Source organism: Mycobacterium sp. AZCC_0083 (assembly GCF_014202335.1).
Lineage (GTDB): Bacteria > Actinomycetota > Actinomycetes > Mycobacteriales > Mycobacteriaceae > Mycobacterium.
The window spans coordinates 32,256-54,897 of record NZ_JACHGP010000030.1 but is presented as its reverse complement, the minus strand read 5'-3'; the positions used below and the strand labels follow the sequence as shown (position 1 = coordinate 54,897).

Annotated in this window: 24 protein-coding genes; 11 read left to right on the top strand and 13 right to left on the bottom strand. The window is 67.1% G+C overall.

The genetic code is table 11. The features are described 5' to 3' along the window. Positions 1-12: 12 nt before the first annotated feature. Both HNP02_RS41055 and HNP02_RS41050 read left to right on the top strand, forming a co-directional pair. Positions 13-654, top strand: coding sequence for an NAD(P)-binding domain-containing protein (locus HNP02_RS41055; protein WP_309241884.1), 642 nt, complete (start codon positions 13-15; stop codon positions 652-654). Then, on the top strand, positions 651-983 hold the full coding sequence (locus tag HNP02_RS41050) for an antibiotic biosynthesis monooxygenase family protein (protein ID WP_309241883.1): 333 nt from the start codon (positions 651-653) through the stop codon (positions 981-983). The genes HNP02_RS41055 and HNP02_RS41050 overlap by 4 nt, the downstream gene beginning before the upstream one ends. Here HNP02_RS41050 and HNP02_RS41045 read toward each other — a convergent pair. After that, entirely contained in the window at positions 923-2,221 is a 1,299-nt protein-coding gene (locus HNP02_RS41045; protein WP_184446546.1) for a WS/DGAT domain-containing protein, read from the bottom strand. The two genes, HNP02_RS41050 and HNP02_RS41045, sit on opposite strands and share 61 nt — an antisense overlap. Before the next feature lie 22 nt (positions 2,222-2,243). Here HNP02_RS41045 and HNP02_RS41040 point away from each other — a divergent pair, with 22 nt between their 5' ends. Further along, complete coding sequence (locus HNP02_RS41040) at positions 2,244-3,047, top strand: SDR family oxidoreductase (RefSeq protein WP_184446545.1); 804 nt, start codon at positions 2,244-2,246, stop codon at positions 3,045-3,047. Here HNP02_RS41040 and HNP02_RS41035 read toward each other — a convergent pair. Genes HNP02_RS41035 through HNP02_RS40985 form a run of 11 tightly spaced genes read right to left on the bottom strand, consistent with a single transcriptional unit; the run spans position 3,044 to position 14,785 of the window. Continuing rightward, positions 3,044-3,937 (bottom strand): alpha/beta fold hydrolase, encoded by an 894-nt coding sequence (locus HNP02_RS41035; protein WP_184446544.1) that lies wholly within the window; start codon positions 3,935-3,937, stop codon positions 3,044-3,046. The two genes, HNP02_RS41040 and HNP02_RS41035, sit on opposite strands and share 4 nt — an antisense overlap. 10 nt (positions 3,938-3,947) lie before the next feature. Next, complete coding sequence (locus tag HNP02_RS41030) at positions 3,948-4,616, bottom strand: hypothetical protein (protein WP_309241882.1); 669 nt, start codon at positions 4,614-4,616, stop codon at positions 3,948-3,950. Further along, on the bottom strand, positions 4,613-5,272 hold the full coding sequence (locus tag HNP02_RS41025; protein ID WP_184446543.1) for an Mce protein: 660 nt from the start codon (positions 5,270-5,272) through the stop codon (positions 4,613-4,615). Before HNP02_RS41025 ends, HNP02_RS41030 begins: the two co-directional genes overlap by 4 nt. Further along, positions 5,236-6,699, bottom strand: coding sequence for an MCE family protein (locus tag HNP02_RS41020; RefSeq protein WP_184446542.1), 1,464 nt, complete (start codon positions 6,697-6,699; stop codon positions 5,236-5,238). The genes HNP02_RS41025 and HNP02_RS41020 overlap by 37 nt, the downstream gene beginning before the upstream one ends. 2 nt (positions 6,700-6,701) lie before the next feature. Continuing rightward, entirely contained in the window at positions 6,702-7,853 is a 1,152-nt protein-coding gene (locus tag HNP02_RS41015; protein ID WP_375373768.1) for a virulence factor Mce family protein, read from the bottom strand. Then, positions 7,850-9,190: an MCE family protein gene (locus HNP02_RS41010; protein WP_375373772.1), complete on the bottom strand. Its 1,341-nt coding sequence runs from the start codon at positions 9,188-9,190 to the stop codon at positions 7,850-7,852. The genes HNP02_RS41015 and HNP02_RS41010 overlap by 4 nt, the downstream gene beginning before the upstream one ends. Positions 9,191-9,198: 8 nt before the next feature. After that, entirely contained in the window at positions 9,199-10,557 is a 1,359-nt protein-coding gene (locus tag HNP02_RS41005) for an MCE family protein (RefSeq protein ID WP_184446541.1), read from the bottom strand. Further along, positions 10,554-11,585, bottom strand: a complete 1,032-nt coding sequence (locus tag HNP02_RS41000; protein WP_184446540.1) for an MCE family protein — start codon at positions 11,583-11,585, stop codon at positions 10,554-10,556. Before HNP02_RS41000 ends, HNP02_RS41005 begins: the two co-directional genes overlap by 4 nt. Positions 11,586-11,631: 46 nt before the next feature. Next, entirely contained in the window at positions 11,632-13,110 is a 1,479-nt protein-coding gene (locus HNP02_RS40995; protein ID WP_184446539.1) for an MCE family protein, read from the bottom strand. 18 nt (positions 13,111-13,128) lie between these two features. Continuing rightward, entirely contained in the window at positions 13,129-13,968 is an 840-nt protein-coding gene (locus HNP02_RS40990; protein WP_184446538.1) for an ABC transporter permease, read from the bottom strand. A 37-nt stretch (positions 13,969-14,005) separates the two neighbouring features. Further along, positions 14,006-14,785: an ABC transporter permease gene (locus tag HNP02_RS40985; RefSeq protein WP_184446537.1), complete on the bottom strand. Its 780-nt coding sequence runs from the start codon at positions 14,783-14,785 to the stop codon at positions 14,006-14,008. 82 nt (positions 14,786-14,867) lie between these two features. On the opposite strand from HNP02_RS40985, the gene HNP02_RS40980 reads away from it, so the two are divergent. After that, positions 14,868-15,032: a hypothetical protein gene (locus HNP02_RS40980; protein ID WP_184446536.1), complete on the top strand. Its 165-nt coding sequence runs from the start codon at positions 14,868-14,870 to the stop codon at positions 15,030-15,032. Between the two features lie 46 nt (positions 15,033-15,078). On the opposite strand, the gene HNP02_RS40975 is transcribed toward HNP02_RS40980, so the two are convergent. Continuing rightward, positions 15,079-15,552, bottom strand: coding sequence for a VOC family protein (locus HNP02_RS40975; RefSeq protein ID WP_184446535.1), 474 nt, complete (start codon positions 15,550-15,552; stop codon positions 15,079-15,081). A 122-nt stretch (positions 15,553-15,674) separates the two neighbouring features. Here HNP02_RS40975 and HNP02_RS40970 point away from each other — a divergent pair, with 122 nt between their 5' ends. From HNP02_RS40970 to HNP02_RS40940, 7 genes are all read left to right on the top strand, one after another. Beyond that, complete coding sequence (locus HNP02_RS40970) at positions 15,675-16,538, top strand: alpha/beta fold hydrolase (protein ID WP_184446534.1); 864 nt, start codon at positions 15,675-15,677, stop codon at positions 16,536-16,538. Next, positions 16,535-19,453 carry an aminotransferase gene (locus HNP02_RS40965; protein ID WP_184446533.1) on the top strand — a complete coding sequence of 973 codons (2,919 nt, stop codon included), beginning with the start codon at positions 16,535-16,537 and terminating at the stop codon, positions 19,451-19,453. Before HNP02_RS40970 ends, HNP02_RS40965 begins: the two co-directional genes overlap by 4 nt. An 87-nt stretch (positions 19,454-19,540) precedes the next feature. Continuing rightward, positions 19,541-19,948: a hypothetical protein gene (locus tag HNP02_RS40960; RefSeq protein WP_184446532.1), complete on the top strand. Its 408-nt coding sequence runs from the start codon at positions 19,541-19,543 to the stop codon at positions 19,946-19,948. 63 nt (positions 19,949-20,011) lie between these two features. Further along, positions 20,012-20,641: a TetR/AcrR family transcriptional regulator gene (locus tag HNP02_RS40955; protein ID WP_184446531.1), complete on the top strand. Its 630-nt coding sequence runs from the start codon at positions 20,012-20,014 to the stop codon at positions 20,639-20,641. Further along, a complete protein-coding gene (locus tag HNP02_RS40950) occupies positions 20,638-21,888 on the top strand; it encodes a glycosyltransferase (protein ID WP_184446530.1) in 1,251 nt (416 codons plus the stop codon). The genes HNP02_RS40955 and HNP02_RS40950 overlap by 4 nt, the downstream gene beginning before the upstream one ends. Before the next feature lie 27 nt (positions 21,889-21,915). Beyond that, complete coding sequence (locus HNP02_RS40945) at positions 21,916-22,146, top strand: F0F1 ATP synthase subunit C (protein WP_375373771.1); 231 nt, start codon at positions 21,916-21,918, stop codon at positions 22,144-22,146. A 51-nt stretch (positions 22,147-22,197) separates the two neighbouring features. Continuing rightward, complete coding sequence (locus tag HNP02_RS40940; protein ID WP_184446528.1) at positions 22,198-22,566, top strand: nuclear transport factor 2 family protein; 369 nt, start codon at positions 22,198-22,200, stop codon at positions 22,564-22,566. Positions 22,567-22,642: the final 76 nt, after the last annotated feature.

The window sequence follows — 22,642 nt, the reverse complement described above, 5'->3', positions numbered from 1 at the left end:
CCGTCATTGCTGGTGCGACCCCTCGGCCGTAGCGTAACGCGCATCAGAATCGCAATCATCGGGGCAGGCAACGTCGGGCAGGCCTTGGGCGGCGGGTGGAGTACTGCTCACCAGGTCACCTATGGCGTCCGAACCCCAGAAGATCCCAAGTACGCCGACCTCGGTGCCGTCGCGACCACCGCGGCCGCCGCCCGCGACGCCGACGTCGTGGTGCTGTGCACGCCGTGGCAGTCCACCGAGCAGGCGATCGCCGATTGCGGCGAGTTGGCGGACCGGGTCGTCGTCGACTGCACGAATCCGTTGACGCCCGACTTCTCCGCGCTGGAGATCGGGCACACCACGTCCGGCGCCGAACAGGTCGCGGCGTGGGCGCTCGGGGCGCGGGTGTGCAAGGCGATGAACCAGATCGGTGCGCCGATGATGGACCACCCGGACGTCGAGGGCACACCGGTGATGCTGGTCTGCGGTGACGACGCCGCCGCCAAGGACGTCACCTCGACCCTGGTGTCCGAGTTGGGGTTCGAGGTGGTCGACGCGGGCGAGCTGGCGCTGGCCCGGCTGCTCGAGCCGTACGCACTGATCTGGATACACCTGGCCTTGCGCCGCGGCTTCGGCACGGGTTTCGCCTTCGGACTCTTGAGGAGCCAACAGTGACGGTCGAGTACATCCGCTACCGGATCGACGAGGACCGGCGCGACGCGTTCGTCGCGGCCTATCGGGAGTCGGCGACCGCGCTCGACGACAGCGAGTACTGCCTCGGCTACCAGCTGGCGCAGTGCGAGGAGGAGCCCGATAGGTTCATCCTGCGGATCTACTGGACCTCGACCGCCGATCACCTCAACGGTTTTCGGCCCAGCGAGCAGTTCCGACGGTTCTTCCCGCCCATCCGCCCGTTCGTCGACGACATCGAGGAGATGCAGCACTACGCAGTGGTGGAGGGACTGGACTCGGATCCCAGTGCCTCCTCGAGGCGCGCCACGTAGGCATCAAGCCCATCCGGGCCACCCACCGCCGACTCGGCGGCGTGCACGCCGACCGTGACGGTGTCGCCGACACCGACCACGACGTGCGTCAGGCCCATCATCGGCGACAGTCCTGCGAAGGCCGATGCCAGCACGACGGGAGCGCCGCCGAACGCGAAGTCCGCTGCCCCGCAGTTCACGCTGGACACCACCGTGTTGCCCGTCACCGCCGCCACCCGCACATCGGGATCGAAACGTTCCATCCCCCAACGCAACAACGGCGCAGGCGTCGCGCCGAAGGCCAGATCGCCGGCGCGCATCGCGGGATGCGCAGCGCGGCGGCGCCGTGCCTCGAGGTCGGCGGCGATGCGCGCGCTGCGCTCCCCCGCGGCCAACTCCGGGTACAGACCGACGCCGACGTTGCCGAAGTGGTTGTACGACAGGCGTGGCGGTGGCTTGGCCATCGGCACTTCGGCGCCGAGCGCCGACGGGTCGTCGCCAAGGTCGCGCAGATGATCAGCGAGCGCGGCCGATATCGCGGACAGGGCGGCAACCGTCACCGTTCCCTCGGCTAGTTCGGAGCGCTTGCTGACCACCGTGCGCAGGCCGGCGGAACCGGACGGTCGTGCGTTGGTCCGCAGCAGCGGACGCAGATCTGCTTGTGGCGGAACGACTCCCGCCTCGGTGTCGGCCAGGAACCGGCGATGAGCCCTGGCAGCGCGCACCCCGAGCAGCGGCAAGGCAGCGGGGCCGGCAGACCGTGAGTCGATCCCTGACACCACTGCGCCGACCCTGCCGAACATCTGCGCCGCGGGCGCCAAGGTGCGCCCACCGCCACCGAGCGCATGCGAGATCTGCAGGACCGCCACGGTGCCGGCCCCAGCGACTCCAGGAACTCCGTCGACGTCGGTGAACACGTGCAGCCGCCACGCCACCACCCGCGCATCCAACTGATCGGCGATGAGCCGGCTCACCTCGGCCAGACAGCCCGCCCACGTGCGGTTCTCGAGGTCGTGCATGACGAACTGCGAGCGGTCGACGTCGCGGTGCACCCAGGCCGGATAGCCGAGGCGCCCGTGATCGTCGATGCGCACCGTCAAGTCAGGACAGCCGCGGGCCCGCGATGCGAGGCCGTCCAGCGTCGCCTCCAGGTCGGCTGGCACGCCGCCGAATCCGAACAACAGGAACGTGTCGTTGGGAATCTTCGTCGACATCCAGAACGTCTGTGCATCGGTAGGCGTCAGCCGCCAGGTGCTCATCGCCCAAGGCTAGGCTGCGGGCATGCTTCCAGCGGCAAGTCGCAACGGCGTCGTTCTCGTCACCGGCGCCTCGTCGGGCATCGGTGCGGAAATCGCACGGGAGTTCGCCAGCCGCGGTCGTCGCGTGGTGTTGGTGGCGCGCCGCGCCGAGAAATTGCAAGAGCTCGCCGAATCGCTTGGCGCGGCAGCCGATGTGCTGGCCGCCGACCTGTCCAAGCCCGCCGAGCGGGCCGCGTTGCCCGAGCGAGTGACCGAGCTCGGTCTGGTCGTCGACGTCCTTGTCAACAACGCAGGCCTCAGCACGATGGGACCGATCGCGGAATCCGACCCCGCCGCCGAACTCAACCTCATCGAGGTCGACGTCGCCGCCGTTGCCGACCTGTGCAGCCGCTTCGTCCCCGGCATGGTGTCGCGCGGTCGCGGCGCGGTGCTCAACGTCGCATCGGTCGGGGCGTTCGGCCCGCTGCCAGGGCAGGCGGCCTACGGCGCGGCCAAGGCATTCGTGCTCTCCTACACGCAGTCCCTCGGCCAGGAGCTGCGCGGCACCGGCGTCATCGCCGCGACCCTGTGTCCCGGCCCGGTCAAGACCGGGTTCGGCGAAGCAGCGGGCGTCTCCGACGAGGACGCCGAAGCTGCGCTCCCGAAGGCCATGTGGATCGACCCCGACGAAGTCGCACGGGCCGCGGTCGACGGGCTGGCGTCGGGCCGCATCGTGATCGTCCCCGGTGCGTTCAACCGGATCGGCGCCGTCGCGTTCCAGCACCTGCCGCGCCGGCTGCTGCTACCGATCCTGGCCCGCAACCATCCGGCCCTGAAGAACCGCTAGCGCCCGATGAAGTCGAGGATGTGGCCTGCCGTCACGTCCGGTCGGTCGAGTTGCATGAAGTGCCCTGCCCCGTCGACGATTTCGACGCGACTGCCATCGGGAAGCACCGGCTGCACCCACCGCGCGTAGTCCGATGTGGCGCAGCCGTCGTCTGCGCCGTGCAGGTACATGGTCGGGAGCACCGGGGCCGACAGCCAGCGCTGGTGCAGTTCGGCGTAGCGCTCGGGCGGCTTGCTGCCCCTCACCGTTGCGCGGTAGTACCCGAGCGCGGCGCGCCAGTTCTTCGGGGATCCGATCGCGTCGAGCACCAGTGCGACGTCTTCGGTCGCGTGGTACCCCGGTGACCACTGTTGCCACAGTCGAGGTACCACCCACGACGCGGAACGCTCTGGCAGCCAGGGCAATTGGAAGTACATGATGTACCAGCTGCGCACCAATTGGCGCGGCAGCCGGGCGAGCAAGCCGCCCACGTTCGGGACCTTGCCACGAAACGACGCGGAAGGCGGCACGGACATGATCACGGCCTTGCTGAACGGGTTGTCGGGCATCGCGGCAAGGCCTGCCCCTGCGATCGCTCCCCAGTCGTGGCCGATGATGACGTCGCGGCCCGTCGGGCCTGCCGCGTCGAGCACGCGCAGCGCGTCGTCCATCAACGCACCGACGTGATAGCTGCCGATCGACGAGACCGACGACGGGGCGTAACCGCGCATGAACGGCGTCACCACCCGCCAGCCCGCGTCAGCGAGCACGGGGGCGACCTTGCGCCAGCCGTGCGCGGTATCGGGAAAACCGTGCAGGCACAACGCGATCGGCCCGTCCGGCGGCCCCCACGTCAGCGCCCGCAGCGTCACGTCGGGGGTGGTGACGTCGAGCCGACGCGGTTCGGTCACCACCGTGTACCTACACCGGCTGGAACTCGGAGATCAACCACTTGTCGCCGTGCTTGTCCAGAGTCACCTTCACACTCGACGCGGTGTCGGTCGGCGCATCGGCACCCACGATGACGGTCTGATTCACGAATACCAGGACCACGGCGTGATTCGGTTGGGCCGAGACCGACGCGGCGGCGGGCACCGTCGCGACCGCAGATATCTTCTTCTGCTCGGCGCCAGGGATCACCACGTCGTTGATGAGCGACGTGTACGAGTTCTGGAAGTCGCCGGTGAGCAGGCTGCGGGCGGCGTTCAACTGGTCCTTGACCTTGTCGGGCTGATAGGACAGCAGCGCGATGGTGCTGTCCTTGGCGACCTGCATCGACTCGGCGCGGGCGACGTCGGAGCTGCGCACCGAATTGTCCACGTACTTCAGGAATCCCGCGGCCAGCGCCAGCACCAGAGCCAGTCCCGGGAGCACCCCGTACGCGAACACCCTTGGCCAGTCGATGCCAGGGCGGAAGGGCTTCGCAGTCCGCTTCTTGGTCGGCTTCGCCTTGACGGCATCTGCGGTATCGGCATCTGCGGTATCGGCATCGTCTGCGGCGTCTTCGATGACGTCCTTGGAGTCGGAGTCAGAGTCGACTTTGTTCTCCTCGGCCTCGTCGATCACGGTTGTCTTCTCTTCGTCTGTCACGGCACGAACTCCACGTTGGAAACCTTGGTGTCCTCGCCGACCTTCTGCACGAGGATGCGCATCCGCCAGGCACGCGGCTGCTGTTCGGGTTGGCCCTCGACGGTGGTGTTGACCGCCACCGCGACGAGTACCTGCGCCTCGTCGTTCGACTCGGACTCCAGGCCGGCCTCGGTCACGGTGCCCACCGACTTCGACTTCACCTGCTTGACCACCTCGGTGAACGGCTGGCTGCGCTGCTGGAAGTCGTCGTAGAACTTTCCGGTCGCGGAGTCGAGGATGCGCTTGACGTCATTGTCGACGTGTTGGTAGTCGATCGTGGTGAGGTTCAGCGCACCCTGCCTGCCGACCTGAAGGAAGACCTTGCGTTGCGTGTCGAGTTGGTGCGACTGGTAGGCGCGGAAGCTCAGCCACCCGACCAGACCGCCGAGGGCGAGCACCACGACAAGGCCGACGATCGTCGCCAGTCGGACGTGCGCCATCCGCGGCGCGGTGGCCTCGGCTTCGAGTTCCGGGTAGTCCTCACCGTCATCCTCGGCCTCGTCGAGGAACTCGGCTGCGGACTCCGCGTCCGCGTCGACACTGTCGGCTACCGGTTCTGCCGGTTCGGATGCAGGCTTGCTCAGCTCCCCGGCGGGGGCAGCAGCATCGTCTGCCATGTTTGCTCCTCTTTGGCGTTACGGGCCAGATTGCCTTGCGTGTACACGTGGCCGTCCGGTCCAACGTACGTGCCCGTTGCCGGATCATATTCAGCGGCTGCGATTGGCGGCGGCACCGCTGCCGGAGGCGGCACGAACTGTGCAGGTGGTGACCCCGGCGGCAGCTGCGGGATGTCCTGTCCGGACAGCGTGGCGTTCGGGTCGCCCTTCCAGTTGAAGCCGTCGTTGAGCGGGATGTAGTTCTCGTTGCTCTCGCACAGCTTCACCGTCGGCGAACGTTTGCCTGGCACCGTCTCGCACGGCAGGTTGCGCGCACCGCGCACGTTGAACGGCGAATCCTGCGGGACCCTGCAGTAGACGTCACCCGCGGGCCGGTCTGGGTAGTCCTCGAAACTGGCAGGCCGCTGCTCGTTTGCTGGCAGGAAGCCCGTCGTACATGCCGGCGGCAGATTCAGATTGAGGTTGAAGTTGAGGTAGGCGCCCTTGAGATCCTGCTTGGTGTTGCGGTTGGCGGTACCGGTGGCCTGCGTCGTCGCGGTGCCCTGCGGCAGCAGCACCAGCAACTGCTCGAGGCTGGCCTGGTAGGTCAGCGCGACCTCGCCGACGGTGACCAGGTTGGCCAGCACGATGGGCAGCGTCGGCTGCAGACGCTGGAACAGCGCACGGACCTCGTCGGCCGCGCCTGGCCCCTTCGTCAGCACGCCCCGCACGGCGTCGTCGTTGGCTTGCAACTCGCCGGTGACGGTCGCCAGGTTCGACGCCCATGCCCTGATCGACCCCCCGGTGTCGGTCTGGGTGTCCAAGATCGGCTTGGACTGGTCGATCAGCGCGGTCAGCGGATCGAGGTTGGCGCGGGCGTCGATGGCCAGCGCCGTCGAACCCTTCACCAACCGCGACAGGTCCGGCCCAAGCCCGCCGACCGCGAGGTAGGACTCGTCGACGGCAGTCTTGAGGTTGTCCCGCGGTATCGCGTCCAACCCGCGATTGGTGGCCTCCAGCAGAGTGTTGACATTGGTTGGCACCGCAGCGCGGTCGAGCGGGATGATCGATCCGTCCTTCAGCGCCGGGCCATTGCCGCTGCGCGGGATCAGCTCGACGAACTGTTCGCCGACTGCAGACTGGCTGTGTACCTGTGCGTCCAGGTCGGCGGGGATCGAGACGTCCGATTTCAGCGAAAGCGTCGCGGCGACACCGTCGTTCGTCAGGTCGACTCTTTCCACCCGGCCCACTTGAACGCCGCGGTACGTGACGTTTCCTCGCTCGTACAGGCCACCGGTCTGCGGCAACTGCAGGGTGACGCGGTAGTGCCCCGCGCCCCACATCAGGTTCGGCAGGTTCATGTAGCCGAACACCATGATGGCCATCGCGACCAGCGCGATGGCGATGAAGATGCCCAGCTGGACGAGGATCTGTCTGGTCAGTCGCATGTCTACGGCCCCTGATCCCAGTGGTAGGGCATGGTCAACGGGTTACCCGCGGTATACGAGTTGCCCGCGGTGCACGGGCTGGGCAACTGGCCGATGGTGCGGCCCCACTGCAGCTCCAACCAGGTCAGGTCGCACTCCCACCGCGTTCCGGTCATCATCCCCGAATCGAGCCGGCTCAGCGTCGCGTCGACGATGAGCGTCAGGTTCGCGTAGTCACCGCGCATCCAGTTGGTGATGGTTTCCTTGGGGAACGGGTAGGTGGTCAGGAAGCTCAGCGAGCGCGTCAACGCCGGGCCTGCGTTGGCAAGCGATTCCAGCACCGGCCCAACGTTCTTCAGCTCGGCGACCAACGACTCCTTGGTCTGGTTGACCGAATCTGCCGCCAGCGCACTGAACTTGCCCAGCTGGGTGAGCGCGTCGGCGAGCTGGTTGCGCTGGTTGCTCAGCACCGCCAGCGCGTCGGGGATCGTCCGCAACGCCTTGTCCACCACGGGTTTCTGGGCGGCGAACTGGCCGACCAGAGCGTTGAGACTCTCGGCGGCGGCGATGATGTCCCGCTTTTGGTCGTTGTTGTAGGCGATGAACTTGTCGAGCTGCTCGATCAGGCTGCGCAGGTCGGCTTCCCGGCCGGTGAACGCCGTGCTGAACGCCTGCGTGATGTCCTGGACGTTGCCGAGCCCACCTCCGTTGAGCAGCAACGAGATCGCCGCAAGCGTCTGCTCGGTGGTCGGGTACGCACCCGCCGACGACAGCGGTATCACGGACCCGTCGCGCAACCTGCCCTCGGGCGGTACGCCCTTGGGCACCGAGAGCTCGATGTGCTGGCTGCCCAGCAGGCTGGTCTGGCCCACCTTGGCCGTCGCGTTGGCCGGCAGCACCACGTTGGCGTTGAGCTTCATGGTGACCAGGGCGTGCCAGCCCTCGCGCTCGATCCCGGTGACATTGCCGACCGTCACATCGTCGACACGCACCCGAGAGTTCTGCTCGATGTTGTCGACGTCGGGCATCTGCGCCTTGACGGTGTACGCGCCCGACCCCTCGCCCTGCACTCCGGGCAACGGCACGGAGTTCAGCCCGCCCGCGCCGCAGCCGGACAACACCACCGACACCGCGGCGGTGAGTACTGCGAATCGAATCAGCTTGCGGCTCATCATGACCCCGGCCCGTTCGGCATCATCAACCCGGGCAGCCCGTCAGCCGGATTGGTCGCCATCGGCGCCTCGGCGGGCAGCGGTGGGCCCGGGGGCGGCGGCGCTTCACCGGACAACGGCGACGCTTGATTCGGGCTGGGCGCCGGACCCGCAGGAGGTACGTAGTCCGGGCGCATCCATTCCTCGCTGTAGGTGATCTCGTTCGGCCGCGCCTGGGCGCCGACGAAGAGGTTCTCCCCGATCGGCGGGAAGTTGTATTGCCGGTTCTTGATGATCGGCGCCAGGTACTGGACGCAGAGCTTCGCCGAATCCTCGGCGCCCATGCGCGATGCGGCCTGGACGGCGCCGCAGATGAAGGTGATCGGGTTGGCGAAGTTGTTGATCACCGGCACGCTCGACACCGCGCCTTGCGCCGGTTGGTAGATGTTGATGTAGTTCTGGAACGTCGTCGGCGCCACGTGCAGGAATTGCTTGATGTCGTCGATGCTCTCGGTGAGTGCCGTGGTCACACCGGCCAACTTGTCCGACGTGGTGCCCAGCGTCTCGCGGTTGTCCGCGACGAAGCTCTGCACCTGGCCCACCGCGTCGGACAGGTCGCGCACCGCGTTGCCGACTTCGTTCGGATCGTCGGCGAGCAGGCCCGACACCGACGCCAGGTTCTGGTTCAGCTGGCGCATCAGGTTCGTGCTGTCCTGCAGCGCGGACACCAGGATCGAGAGGTTCTTCACGGTCGAGAAGATGTCGGTGCTGTGGTCGCCGAGCGCCGAAAACGCTTGGGACAGTTTGATCACGGTGTCGCGGATGTTGGCGCCCTGGCCGCGCAGGTTGTCCGCGGCAGTGTTGATGACCGCGCCCAAAGTGCTGACGCCACCCGGCTGGGTGGGCTGAAGCGTCTCGGTGAGCCGCTCCAGCTGCTTGCGGAAGTCGTCGTATTCGACTGGGACGACGGTACGTTCACGCGGGATCACGGCGTCGTCGGCGAGCACCGGGCCACCCGAGTACGACGGCGTCAACTGGATCGCACGGGACGTGACGAGCATCGGCGACAGGACCGCGGCATTGGCATCGGCAGGCACCCGGAATTTGCTGTTGTACCAGAACGACACCTTGACCTGCGTTGGCTCGGGCTCGATCGCGGAGATCTGGCCGACGGGCACGCCGAGGATCGTGACGTCGTCGCCGACGTAGATGCCGTTGCTGTTCTCGAAGTACGCGACGACGTTGGTGCGGTTGATCGTCTCGCTCCCCCGCACCAGCACGAAGACGCCGGCGGCGAGCAGAAGCACCAAGGCAATGGCCAGCCCGGGACGGGCGTAGCGCGTGGCCGGTGATGGCGTGATGGCGGTGCTCACTGGCCACCTCCCTCGGCAGGCGGAGGTACCTCACCAGGAGCTGGGATCAGCACCGGGCTTGGCGTCGGCACCGCAGTCGGCTGGATGCCCGGCGGCGCTTGGGCGGGCGGTCCCGGCGGCGGTCCACCCGGCGGCGGCGCGGGCAGCGGTTCGCGGTATGGGTAGCAACCAGTCGGGCCGGGCAGCGGCAAGCCGGGCGGACCGCACCCGGGGTCGCCGGGATTGCCCGTAATGGCATCGGGCAGATTGAGATTCGGCTCGCCGCCCTGGCCGGTGCGCGGGTACGGCAGCGGCAGCGCCGGGGTGCCTGGCTGGCCGATCTGCGGGTCGATGCGCTCGGAGGGCAGCAGCACGTTCGGGTCGAGACCGAGGTCGGAGAAGGCGGCGTCGATGAACGGTTGAACGAACTGTCCAGGCAGCAGGTTGGCGACGTAGGACTTGAAGAACGGACCGCCCGACACCGACTCGCCAAGCGACATCGCGTACGAGTTCAGCAGTTTCAGCGACTTCTTCAGCCGGTCCTTGCGGTTGTCGAGGATGGTGAGGACGCCGTTGAGCTTGTCGATCGCCGGCTTCATGGTGGTGCGGTTCTCGGCGATGAAGCCCTGCAGCTGGACACTCAGCGCCGAGATGTTGCCCGAGATCGCGTCCAGCGCAGCGCTCTGGTTCTGCAGTTCCGCCAGAAGGGCGTTGGTGTTGCGGACCAGGCCGACCACCTGGTTGCTGCGTTCGGCGAGCACGGTGGTCGACTTGTCGGCGTTGGTGAGCAGCGAGCGCAGTTGGGCATCACGCTCGTTGAGGCTCTGGGAGAAGCGCGCGACCCCCTCGATGGCGACCTTGAGTTCTGGCGGTGTGTCGGCGAACGTCTCGGAGAGCACCTTCAGCGAGTCCGACAGTTGGTCGGTGTTCAGGCCGCTGATCGTCGTCGCGAGATCGCCAAGGGCGTCGGGCAATTGGTAGGCAGGCGTGGTGCGGTCGGCCGGGATGGTGCCCTGTTGCCGTCCGTCGCCGCGCGGCGTGACCTCCAGGATCTTGGTACCGAGCAGGCTCTTCGTCTTGACCGCGGCCTCGGTGCGGTCGCCGAGGCGAACGTTCTCGTTAACCTCGAACTTCACCAGGACCCGCTGTTCCCCGTCGAGTTCGACGCTGGAAACCTGGCCCACCTTCATGCCGGAGACCTGAACGGCGGCACCGCTCTTCAGGCCGCCCGCTTCGACGAAGAAGGCGGAGTAGGCCTTCTCCTGGGTGAGGAACGGCAGCTTGTCGTAGTTGAGCGCGCCGAAGACGATCGCGGCGACGATCGCGAGACCGATTGCGCCGATGGTGAACTGGTTGCGTTCGGAGAAGGGCTTCATCGCGGCGTGCACCTTCCGGTGCTCTGCCCGGCAATCTTGACGTACACCGGCTGACCGCCCTTTCCATTGAGCTTCAGCACGATGTCGCAGAGGTAGAAACTGAAGTAGTCACCGTAGATGCCCTGCCGGGCCAGCGCCTGGTAGGCGTCGGGCAGCGTGTTGACCAGGTTGTCGAAGTAGTCGTGGTCGGCCACCACGATGCCTGCGGCGCGGTCGGTTTGGGCGATCACCTTCTGGAACGGCGGGCGGGCCTGCGACAGAAGGTCGGCGATGCTGCCCGCAGCGGCGTTGGTGTACGCGAGGCCGTTGGCGATGTCGGACTTGCGGGCCTCGAGGCCCTTGATGAGGTCGGCCAGCGAGTCAACGCCCTTGGCGAACTGATCACTCTGGTCGCCGAGCGAGCCAAGCACCGTGTTGAGATTGACGATCACCTCGCCGATCAGTTGGTCGCGGTCGGCCAGCGTGGTGGTCAGCGCGGCGGTCTGCGTGAGGAACGATCCGATGGTCGCGCCCTGCCCCTGGAAGGCGCTGATCAACTGACCGGAGAGCGCGTTGACCTGGTTGGGGTCGAGCGCCCTGAACAGCGGGCGGAAGCCGCCGATCAACGCGTCGAGATCGAGCGCGGGCGAGGTCCGCTCCAACGGGATGGTGGCACCGGCGTTGAGCCGCTTGGCATCTCCCGTGCCCTCCTCGAGCGCCAGGTAGCGGCCGCCGATCAGGTCGTCGTAGCGGATCACCGCACGCGATCCCTGGGTGAGCACCACAGAGTCGTCCGCGGTGAAGTCGACCGTCACGGTGCTGTCGTCGCGGATCGACAGCTTGTCCACCTTGCCGACCTCGACACCGGCGATCCGGACGAAGTCGCCGCCTTCCAACCCGGACACGTTGGCGAACTCGGCGTGATAGTCGTTGGCCTTCTCCCCTAACCGCAGCTGCGCGAAGACCGCGACGAGCGCGAACACGCCAACGAGGCACACCACCAAGAAGATGGCCAGGCGCCAGGCGGCTCCTGCCAAGTTGTCCTTCATGGCTGCTTACCTTTCGTGTTCGTGTTCGTGTCGGGGTGCGGTGCTTCTACGGTGATGGGGCGACCGCGTCGGGTAGCGGCACCGGTGGCAGCGGCGTCGGCGGCATCGCTTGCGGAGCCGGCACCACGAACGGTTCCGAGCCGGGTGTCGCCCCCGGGTCGCGTGGCGCACCAGGTGGTGGCGCGGGCGGCAGGCCCGGCCACAGCGGCGTGCCGTCGGGCGCGTACATCGGGGCCCCGTACGCGGGCGCGCCTGGATACGGGATCGGGCCAGGCGCGGGGCCACCGAACAGGTTTCGCAGGCTCGGCGGTTCGGGCACGCCGCGCGTCACCGGTAGGTAGTTGGCGTAGCCGGGGAAGCCGATGCCCGGGTTGGGGCGCCAGTCGGTGCCGGTGCCGAAGCCGGTGTTGGTGACGAGCTGGCGCACCGGCCAGTTTTCGTCGACGATCGGCAGCGAGCCGCAACTGGGCTTGCCGCCAGGTCCGCCCTTGGCGCCGACGATGGGCAAGTTGTCCGGGTACCGGTACGGGTCGTCGCCGAGCATCAGGCCGGTGTCGAGGATGAACGACTTGCCGTTGCCGCCGGTGGCTTCGTAGCCGCCGTTGTCCAACAACCACTTTGCGCCGACCAGCAGGCAGGTGTACTCGGGGTTGTACTTCATCAGCAAGTCGGTGGTGGGCTTCAGCACGTTGATCGACTTGATCAGGTTGGCCTGGCTGGGCGCCAGCAGGTCGATGCCCGCGTTGGAGAAGCCGGTGGTGGCCAGCAGCAGCGCGTCGAGTTGCTTGGCGTGGGTGGTCACGGTGGTGCTGGTGGTGCTCGCCGCGTTCAGCGTGGTCAAGATGTCTCGTGCCGCAGCGCTGTACGTGTCGCTGAAGCCCTTCAGCGCCTGCCAGTCCGCACGGATCGTGTCGGCGCGCGGGTTGAGCGCGAGCAATACCTGGTTGGCGTCGGTGGTGGCCTGGCCGATCCGGTCGCCCTGGCCGCGGACCCCTTCGGCCAGTGCCGACAGCACGGCGTTGAGCTTGGCGGTGTCCACCCTGTTGAGCACGCCGACGAGGTTCTGGAAGACGGTGTTGACCTCGGTGGTGACGTTGCGCGACTTGAGCACCTGGCCCTCTTGCAGCCGCTGCGAGCTGGGATCGCTGGGGTAGACGAGATCCACGAACTTGGCGCCGAAGATGGTGGTGGCGTTGATCTGTGCCTCGACGTTGGCCGGGATGTACTGGATCTGCCCGGGGTAGATCTCCAAGCCCAACGACACGGGCGCAGAGCTTTCCGTGTCGCCACCGGTGATCGAGATGACCCGGCCGACCTGCACACCGCGCATCTTCACCTTGGCGTTGGTCTCCATCACCAGACCGGACCGGTCGGAGGTCAGGGTGACCGTCACGTACTTCTTGAAGAACGTGCCAGAGAACAGGGAGTAGGCCACCCAGATGATGGCGATGATCAGCAATACCAGGAATAGCGTCCACCAGCCGGGGGCCAGGCCCCGTTGTTTGCCTTGATATTCCACGCTCATTGCGACGCCGGCCCCCGTTCAGCCGGCCAGGTTGAAGTTGCCGGACTGGCCGTAGACGGCCAGGGAGATGACCACGACGACGAACGCCGAGATGACCAGTGAGGTGCGCACCGCGCGGCCGACGGCCTCGCCGACACCGGCGGGCCCACCAGTGGCGCTGAAGCCGTAATAGGTGTGCACGAGCATGATTACGATCGCCATCGCGATCGACTGGACGAACGACCAGATCAGATCGATCGGGTTGAGGAACGTGTCGAAGTAGTGGTCATACACACCGGTCGACTGGCCGTAGATGGCGGTCGTGCCCAACTTCGCGGCCCAGAACGACATCAGCACACCGACGCAGTACAGCGGGATCACCACGATGACGCCCGCGATCACCCGGGTGGAGGCCAGATACGAGATGCTGCGGATGCCGATGACCTCCAGCGCGTCGATCTCCTCGTTGATCCGCATGGCGCCGAGTTGTGCCGTTGCGCCTGCGCCGATGGTCGCCGACAGGGCGATGGCGGTGGTGGCAGGCGCGATCAGGCGGACGTTGAAGAAGGCCGATGCGAAACCGGTGAGGGCCTCCACGCCGATCTCGGAGAACTGGTTGTACCCCTGCACTGCGACAAGCGCGCCCGTGCTCATGGTGAGGAAGCCGACGATGGCGACCGTGCCGCCGACGATGGCGAGCGCACCGGTGCCAAGGCCCATCTGGGCGATCAGCCGGATCAGCTCGACGCGGTAGTTGAGGAACACGTCGCCGATCGAGCGCAGCGTCTTCCCGAAGAACTTGGTCTGTACGCCGATCTGGTTCCAACCGTGCACCCAGCCGTCGACGGTCCGCCTGAACCGGTGGCTGACCGTGCTCATACGCGATCCCGCTTCGTTTCTCGCGCTACCCGCTGACTCACATCGTGGCCTTGACGCCGACGGCGGTCGCGACGACGTTGATCGCGAACAGGGCCATGAAGGTGAACACGACCGTCTCGTTCACCGCATTGCCGACGCCTGCTGGGCCGCCGCCAACGGAAATGCCCTTGTAGCAAGCGATCAGCCCGGCGGTCAGGCCGAACAGGCCGGCCTTGACCAAGGCGATCACCACGTCGGCAGGGCCGGTGATCAACGTCAGGCCCGACACGAACGCTCCAGGGGAGACGTGCTGGACGTAGACGCAGAAGAGGTACGCGCCGGTGAGTCCGACCAGGACCACCGTCGCCGACAGCGCGAGCGAGACGAGTGTCGCCGCGAGCACACGCGGAACCACCAGTGTCTGAATGGGATTGACGCCCATCACCCGAAGCGCGTCGAGTTCCTCGCGGATGGTGCGCGCACCGAGGTCCGCACACATCGCGGTGGCGCCTGCCCCGGCGATCACCAGAACCGTGACGATCGGCCCGATTTGGCTGACCGTGCCGAGGGCGGCGCCGGTGCCTGAGAAGTCGGCGGCGCCGAATTCGGTGAGCAGGATGTTGAACGTGAAGGTCAGCAGCACCGTATAGGGGATCGTCAGCATCAACGTGGGCACGATGGCCACCCGCGCGACGAACCACGACTGCAGGATGAATTCGCGCCAGGCAAAGGGCGGCTTGAACATCAGCACGAAAGTGTCGAGCGCCATCGAGAAGAAGCCGCCGACAGCGCGGATCGGTTTCGCCGCGTTCTTGGCCAATGCGTCGGATGCGACCATCAAGCGTTCTCCCCTGCGCTGCACGTCAATGGCATCGGTCGCTGATTCCCTCCGACTAAACCCGCCCCGGGCGAATGCCGTGATGGTGACACACGAAGAAGTCGAAGAACCGTACAACAACGATTTCCACGCCAGCAACAGCAGAGGACGGCGCGACGTCGCCACCGCGTGGACCGCAGCCCCACCGACGCAGGTCGCACGCGCCGAGTCGGCCTCGGAGCGGGTTGCCGACGGTCACCGCCGCTGACGGTCCGACGTCAGCAAATCATCATCGCGTCGGAATCATGCCGGGATCACAAGTTACCGACGGCCGCCTCAAGTTCGGCGACCACGATCTTGCGCATGCCGAGCATCGCCGCGGTTGCAGCGGCGGCCCGTGCCGGGTCCGGGCCCTCCAGCAGTTCGTACAGCCGTTCGGGCACGATCTGCCAGCTCAATCCGTAGCGATCCTTGAGCCAGCCACACTGCGACTCCTCGCCGCCGTCGACGAGCTTGGACCAGTAGTAGTCGACTTCGTCCTGGTCAGCGCAGCGCACTTCGAACGACACCGCCTCGGTGAACCGAAACTGCGGACCACCGTTGATGCCGAGGAGCCGGTGCCCGTCCAGGACAAAGGTGCCGTACACCACGTCGCCCGGGGTACCAGGACCGGCCTCGGTGTAGCGGAAGAACGGTCCGACCGACGAATTCGGAAAGACCGACGCGTAGAAGGCGCCGGCTTCTTCGAGGTTGCCGTCGAACCAGAGGGAGGGAGTGATGTTGGGCATGGGATGTCGACTCAGCCGAGCTAGGAAACTCATCGGGTGGCGTTCCAAGCGCCAGCCCGGGGCCGGTGACGAATAGGCAAACCGCGTGGGTAACGTGCAGTGGAAAGGCCGAGAGGATCCATGTGAGCACTGTGCACAGCACATCGCAGACGGTGACGTTCCGCGGTGTCGACGACCTCAACCTGATCGGCGACGAGTGGAACCGTGGCGCCGCGTCCGCAGAGGGTCGCCCGACCGTCCTGATGCTGCACGGCGGAGGCCAGAACAGGCACTCGTGGAAGAACACCGGCCAGATCCTGGCCGACGCGGGCTTCCACGTCATCGCCCTCGACAGCCGCGGTCACGGCGACAGTGACCGCTCCCCCACCGCGAACTACACGGTCGAGACGCTGTGCAGCGACATCCTTCAGGTGCTCTACCAGATCGGCAGGCCGGTGGCACTGGTCGGCGCGAGCATGGGCGGGCTGACGGGCATCCTGGCGGCGCACGAGGCCGGACCCGAACTGGTTTCCAAGCTGATCCTCGTCGACGTGGTGCCGAGGTTCGAGAAGGACGGCAGCGCCCGCATCCGCGACTTCATGTTCGGCAACGTCGACGGCTTCGCCTCGCTCGAGGACGCCGCCGACGCGGTCGCCGCGTATCTGCCGCACCGACCCAAGCCGCGCAGCCCGGAGGGGTTGAAGAAGAACCTGCGCCTGCGCGACGGCCGGTGGTACTGGCACTGGGATCCGGCGTTCCTGACCAAACCCGATGACGATCCGTTCACGCGGATGGACATGCTCGAGCAGGCGGCGATCAACCTGCAGATCCCGATCCTGTTGATTCGCGGCAAGTTGTCGGACGTGGTCAGCGTCGAGGGCGTCGAGGACTTCCTGTCCAAGGTGCCGCGCGCCGAGTTCGTCGAGTTGGCCGAGGCCGGGCACACGGCGGCGGGTGACGACAACGATGCCTTCACCGAGGTCGTCGTCCGATTCGTCAACCAGTGACGGCCGGATTCAACTTCCTGGAGCAACCCGAGCTACCGGCGCCCCAGGTCACCGATGCGCAGGCGGAACACCTGCTGCTGAAGTACTACGGCATCAACGCCAGGGCGGAATCGCTTGGCAGCCAACAGGACAAGAACTTCCTGGTGCTCGACTCCGACGACCGCCCATTCGCGGTGCTGAAGATCGCCAACCCGGCATTCACGGCGGCCGAGTTGGCGGCGCAGGACACCGCCGCCGAGTTGATCGCCGGTGAGGAGCCGACGCTGCGGGTCGCGGTACCGCTGCCGAACCTGGCGGGTGAGAGTTGTACGGCGGTAACGGGTCTGCTCGACAACACCGCCCACGTCCGGTTGTTGCCGTATCTGCCCGGCGGCACCCTGGTCGGCGCGGGTCACCTTTCGCCAGGGGTCGTCGCGGACATGGGCGACCTGGCGGGTCGGGTGAGCCGCGCCTTGGCCGGCTTCCACCACCCCGGCCTCGACCGTGCGCTGCAGTGGGACCTGCGCGTCGGCCATGGCGTGGTCGACGCCCTGGTCTCGCACGTCGACGACCCAACGCACCGCGAACGGTTGACGGCGGCCGCGACCGCCGCCTGGGCACGGATCGCGCCGCTGGCCGACGAACTCCCGCGCCAGGCCGTGCATCTCGACCTGACCGACGCGAACATCGTCGCGGCGCACGGAGGATCGGGGCCCGACGGCATCATCGACTTCGGTGACCTCTCCGACACCTGGGCCGTCTCCGAACTCGCCATCACCCTGTCCTCGGTGCTGGGTCACACCGGCACCACGCCCACGTCGATCCTGCCTGGCGTCAGGGCATTTCACGCGATCCGACCCCTGACCACCGTGGAGGTGGACGTCGTGTGGCCGCTGCTGGTGCTGCGCACCGCCGTGCTGATCGTCAGCGGGGCGCAGCAGGCCGCACTCGATCCCGACAACGCGTACATCACCGAGCAATCCGATGACGAGTGGCGCATGTTCGAGCAGGCCACGTCCGTTCCGATCGACGTGATGACGGGCGTGATCCGCGCCGAACTCGGCCTTGCCGACACCCAAGCCATGGTGACCGGAGAGCCGTTGATCGCCGGGCTGGATCCGGCGTCGGTTACCACCCTGGACCTGTCCCCCACCTCCGGCGTGTACGACAGCACCTTCCAGCCGGGCGCATGGCTGGCTGCCGACGTCGAGGACGAATTGGCAAGGGCCGCAGTGCGCGACGGCGCGTCGCTCGTCGTCGCCCGGTTCGGCGAACCAGCCCTGACCAGGGCGCCCGCGCTGAGCCAGGACAGCCCCGAGGTGATACCGACCGGCGTCTCGCTGTGGCCGGCTCGCAACGCCACGGTGACGGCGCCATGGCCGGGAGTGGTCGACCACCTCGGCGGAGAACTGGTGCTGCGCGGCGAGCACTACGAACTGACGGTGACGGGGGCGAACCTCACCGCGGCCGGTCACGTCGAGGCTGCCGCAGCACTCGCGACCGCCGCGCCGGACCACTGGTTCACGGTCGGGATCCGGCCGGCGGGTGCCCCGCGCGCGCCCGAATTCACCACGGCCGAGCTGGCGCCGGGGTGGCTGGCCCTCGCCCGCGACCCGGGACCGCTGCTCGGGCTGGCCGCGAGGGAACCGTCGGCCGAGCGAGATCTGTTGGCCCGCAGGGACGACAGCTTCGCCAAGGTGCAGGAGCACTACTACCGCAGGCCCCCGCAGATCGAGCGCGGCTGGCGGCACTTCCTGATGTCGACGTCAGGAAGGGTTTACCTCGACATGGTCAACAACGTGGCGGTGCTCGGCCACGCCCACCCGCGGGTGGCCGACGCCGCATCGCGACAACTGCGCAGACTCAACACCAACTCGCGGTTCAACTACGAGGCCGTCGTCGAATACAGCGAGCGTCTGACCGCCACGTTGCCCGACGCGCTGGACACCGTCTTCCTGGTGAACTCCGGTTCGGAGGCAAGCGATCTGGCGTTGCGATTGGCGACGGCGGCGACGGGACGCCGCGACGTGGTCGCCGTCCGCGAGGCATACCACGGTTGGACGTATGCCACCGACGCCGTGTCGACGTCAACGGCCGACAACCCCAGTGCGCTCACCACGCGACCCGAGTGGGTGCACGCGGTGGAGTCGCCGAACAGCTTTCGCGGCAAGTACCGCGGCGCCGACGTCGGCCGGTACGCCGTCGATGCCGTACATCAGATCGAGGAGCTCGCCGCCGCTGGCCGAGCGCCTGCGGCGTTCATCTGCGAGGCCGTGTACGGCAACGCTGGCGGCATGGCACTGCCCGACGGCTATCTGCGGCAGGTGTACGAGGCGGTGCGGGCCGGTGGCGGCCTTGCGATCGCCGACGAGGTGCAGGTCGGTTTCGGCCGGCTCGGCGAGTGGTTCTGGGGTTTCCACCAGCAGAACGTGGTGCCCGACATCGTGTCGGTGGCGAAGTCGACGGGCAACGGCTATCCGCTGGGCGCCGTGATCACCAGCCGCGCGGTGGCCGATGCGTTCGCCTCGCAGGGCTACTTCTTCTCCTCGACCGGCGGCAGCCCGCTGTCCTGCGCGATCGGACTCACCGTGCTCGACGTGCTCCGCGACGAGGACCTGCAAGGCAACGCGTCGCGCGTCGGCGGCCACCTCAAGGCGAGACTGCTCGCGCTGCGTGACAAGCACCCGATCATCGGCACCGTGCACGGCATCGGCCTCTACCTCGGCGTCGAGATGATCCGCGACCAGGACACCCTGGCACCCGCGACCCAGGAGACCGCGGCGATCTGCGACCGCATGCTCGAGCTCGGCGTGGTCATCCAGCCGACCGGCGATCACCTCAACATCCTGAAGACCAAGCCGCCGTTGTGCATTGACATCGACTGCGCCGACTTCTACGTCGATGCGCTGGACCGGGTGTTGACCGAAGGCTGGTAGTCGCGGCGCCCCGGTGGCCAGATCTCGTCGAAACCTGGCGCGTACAGCAGGGACGGCGGCGGCTGCGGTGCCCTAACGTCGAGTGCAATGTCCGCGATCCTGCTCAGCATTCATGTCGTCGTCGCGATCCTGGCGGTCGGCCCAATTGCCGTCGCGGCGAGCATGTTTCCGCGCTACGCCGCGACGCCGCCCGTCGCGGGTGTACTGCACCGGATCTGCGTCACCTACGCCGCGGTCGGTGTGGCAGTTCCTCTGCTGGGTATCGCGACGGCGGTCTCGATGGGGTCGTTGACCCAGGCCTGGGTGCTGGTCTCGATCGCACTTACCGCCGTGGCGGCCGTGGTCCTGATCGCGGCCGTCCTGCCCGCGCAGCGCGCCATGCTCGGGGGTGCGGCGGCCGGGCGGCTGGCGATGTCCACGGGGATCTTCAACCTGCTGTGGGTGGCCGTCACGATCCTGATGATCGTGCGACCCGGGTCGACCACCGGCGTCTAGATCAACTGATCTGATATTAGATCACCACTACTATTCATAGATCAGGCGATCTATCGTTGGGTCATGCGATTGAAGGACAACCCGCCGGAGTCATTCACCCGGACGGCGCGCAAGGCGCAGATCGTCGGTTGTGCGATCGAGGTGATCGCCGAGGTCGGCTTCGCGCAGGCGTCGATTCGCAAGATCGCCGACCGCGTCGGGATCGCGATGAGCGCGGTGCTGTACCACTTCGGCAACAAAGACAATCTGGTGGAAGCGATCGTCGAGCAGATGTACCGCTCAATGCTCGCGGTCCTCGTCCCAGCCCTCGACGCCGAAGCCAACGCGGCGGACAAGCTCAACGCCTTCATCCGCTCCACCATCAAGTACTTCGGCACCCATCGCGTCGCGCTGAAGGCGCTGGCCTCCCTCGGAACGAGTTATCAACCCAGCGACGGGCGCCGGTTCGATGAGCTGGGCCTCAGTCCCGAGATTGCCGAGCAGTTGGCCGTGCTGGATCCCACGGCGATCTTGCAGGCCGGCCAGCGCGACGGCGAGTTCGGCGATTTTCCCGTCGAGTCGATGGCGATCGCGCTTCGCGGCGCCATCAACGCCGTGGTGGAGAAGATTCTGCGTGAACCCGATTACAACGCAAGGGGTTACGGCGAAGACCTGGTCGAGATCTTCGGTCGGGCCGTCGGGAGTACGCGATGAGCACCGTTGCGATCGCCGCGATCGGCAGCCGTGGGGACGTCGCCCCTCTCACGGGCGTCGGGGTGGCGCTGCGGGAGGCCGGAAACCGGGTCGTGGTGGCCGCGTACACGCCATTCGCCGACCTGATCACCGGGTGCGGGTTGGACTTTCGCGAACTGCCCGCCGACTTCACCCCGGGCGCCGAAAACGCCGACGTCAGCCCGAGAGCGGCCCTCGCGGCGATGTTCACGCCCCGGGGGGTGCGGGACACCGGCCAGTCGATTCTGAATGCACTGCACGACGTGCCCGCCGACGTTCTGTTGCTCCCGCCCTTGTCGGAGTTGGCTGGCCATCCCCTCGCCGAAGCGATGGGAATCCCCTCGGTCGGCGTGCGAATGCAACCGCTTTCGGCCACCGCCGCCTACCCGCCGACCGTGCTCGGCGCCTGGTCGGCTGGTACCCGAGGCAATCGTCTGGCCGCCAATGCTAGTGCGTGGATCATCGACCGTCTGTACGGCGGGGTCGTCGCCGGGTTCCGCCGCGACCTCGGACTGCCGAAACTCTCCACGCGTGCGCTTCGACGCCAACGCTCAGGCGCGAACTGGCCGATCCTGCACGGCTATTCGCCCATCGTCCTGCCGCGTCCCGCCGATTGGCGGGCCAACCTAGAGGTCGTCGGATATTGGCGGCAGGCACCGACAGCTGGATGGCAGCCACCGCAAGCGCTGATCGATTTCCTGGCCGCGGGCTCTGCGCCGGTGTTCATCGGCTTCGGCAGCACCGTGGTCACCGAACGTCGTGCAGAACGACTCGCCGACATCATTGCCGATGGGCTGCGGCAGGCGGGTATGCGCGGTGTCGTTCAATCCGGTTGGGCCGGTCTCGACGTATCCGGTGACGACGTCCTCACGATCGGCGAAGCACCCCACGACTGGCTCTTCCCTCGAATGGCCGCCGTGGCACATCACTGCGGCGCAGGGACCACCGCCGCCACCCTGCGCGCAGGCCTCCCTACGATCCCCCTGCCAGGACCCGCTGGTGATCAACCCTTCTGGGCCCGGCGGCTACACGAACTCGGCGCCAGCGCCGCACCGATCGCCCAACGCAAATTGACCGCCGACAGGCTCGCCGACGCCATCCGCGCGGCGGTCACCGACAGCCAACTCCGTGACACGGCACGACAACTCGCCGTTCGCATCGCCGACGAAGACGGCGCCGCACGGGTGGTCGCCACCGTCGAGAACCTGCTCCACCAATCCACCCACTAGGAGGCTGCCATGGCCACTGATGCACTCATGGGAAATGCGCTACTGGCTGGCGCGATCGTCCTGGCCGGTGGAGCCATCGGCGCCGGTGTCGGCGACGGCATGGCCGGCGCGCAACTCATCGCCGGAGTCGCCCGTCAACCCGAGTCGCTCTCGCGGCTGTACACACCGTTCTTCATCACCGTCAGCCTGGTCGAAGCGACCTTCTTCATCAACGTCGCCTTCATGGCCCTGTTCGTGTTCGCCACACCTGGATCTTGAGTGCGGACGGCAGGGCTTGCATTAGCTCGCCTGGCTGCGTTTCATCAAGGCATGACGCCTGACGACGTAGTCACCGAGTTCTGCAAGCTGTGGTCCACACCGAACCTCGAAGAGATCACTGGACGATTCACCGAAGACGCCGTTTACCACAACATCCCGATGCCACCCGCCGAGGGCCGCGAGGCCATCAAGGAGTTCATCGCCGGCTTCCTTGCCGCGTTCGACGGCATCGACTTCGCCGTGCATCGTCAGATCAGCCACGGCGATCTGGTGATGAACGAGCGCACCGACACCATGCGACGCAAGGACGGCGGCGAGATCGCTCTGCCGGTGATGGGCGTGTTCGAAGTGCGCGACGGCCAGATCGCCGCGTGGCGGGACTACTTCGACATGGCGACGGTCACGGCCGCATTCGGCTAAGCCCAGCTTGCGCGAGCGTGCGTGTCTGCGCCCGACGCGCCGCGGAAATTCGGCAGTCTGCGCACGTTCGCGATGC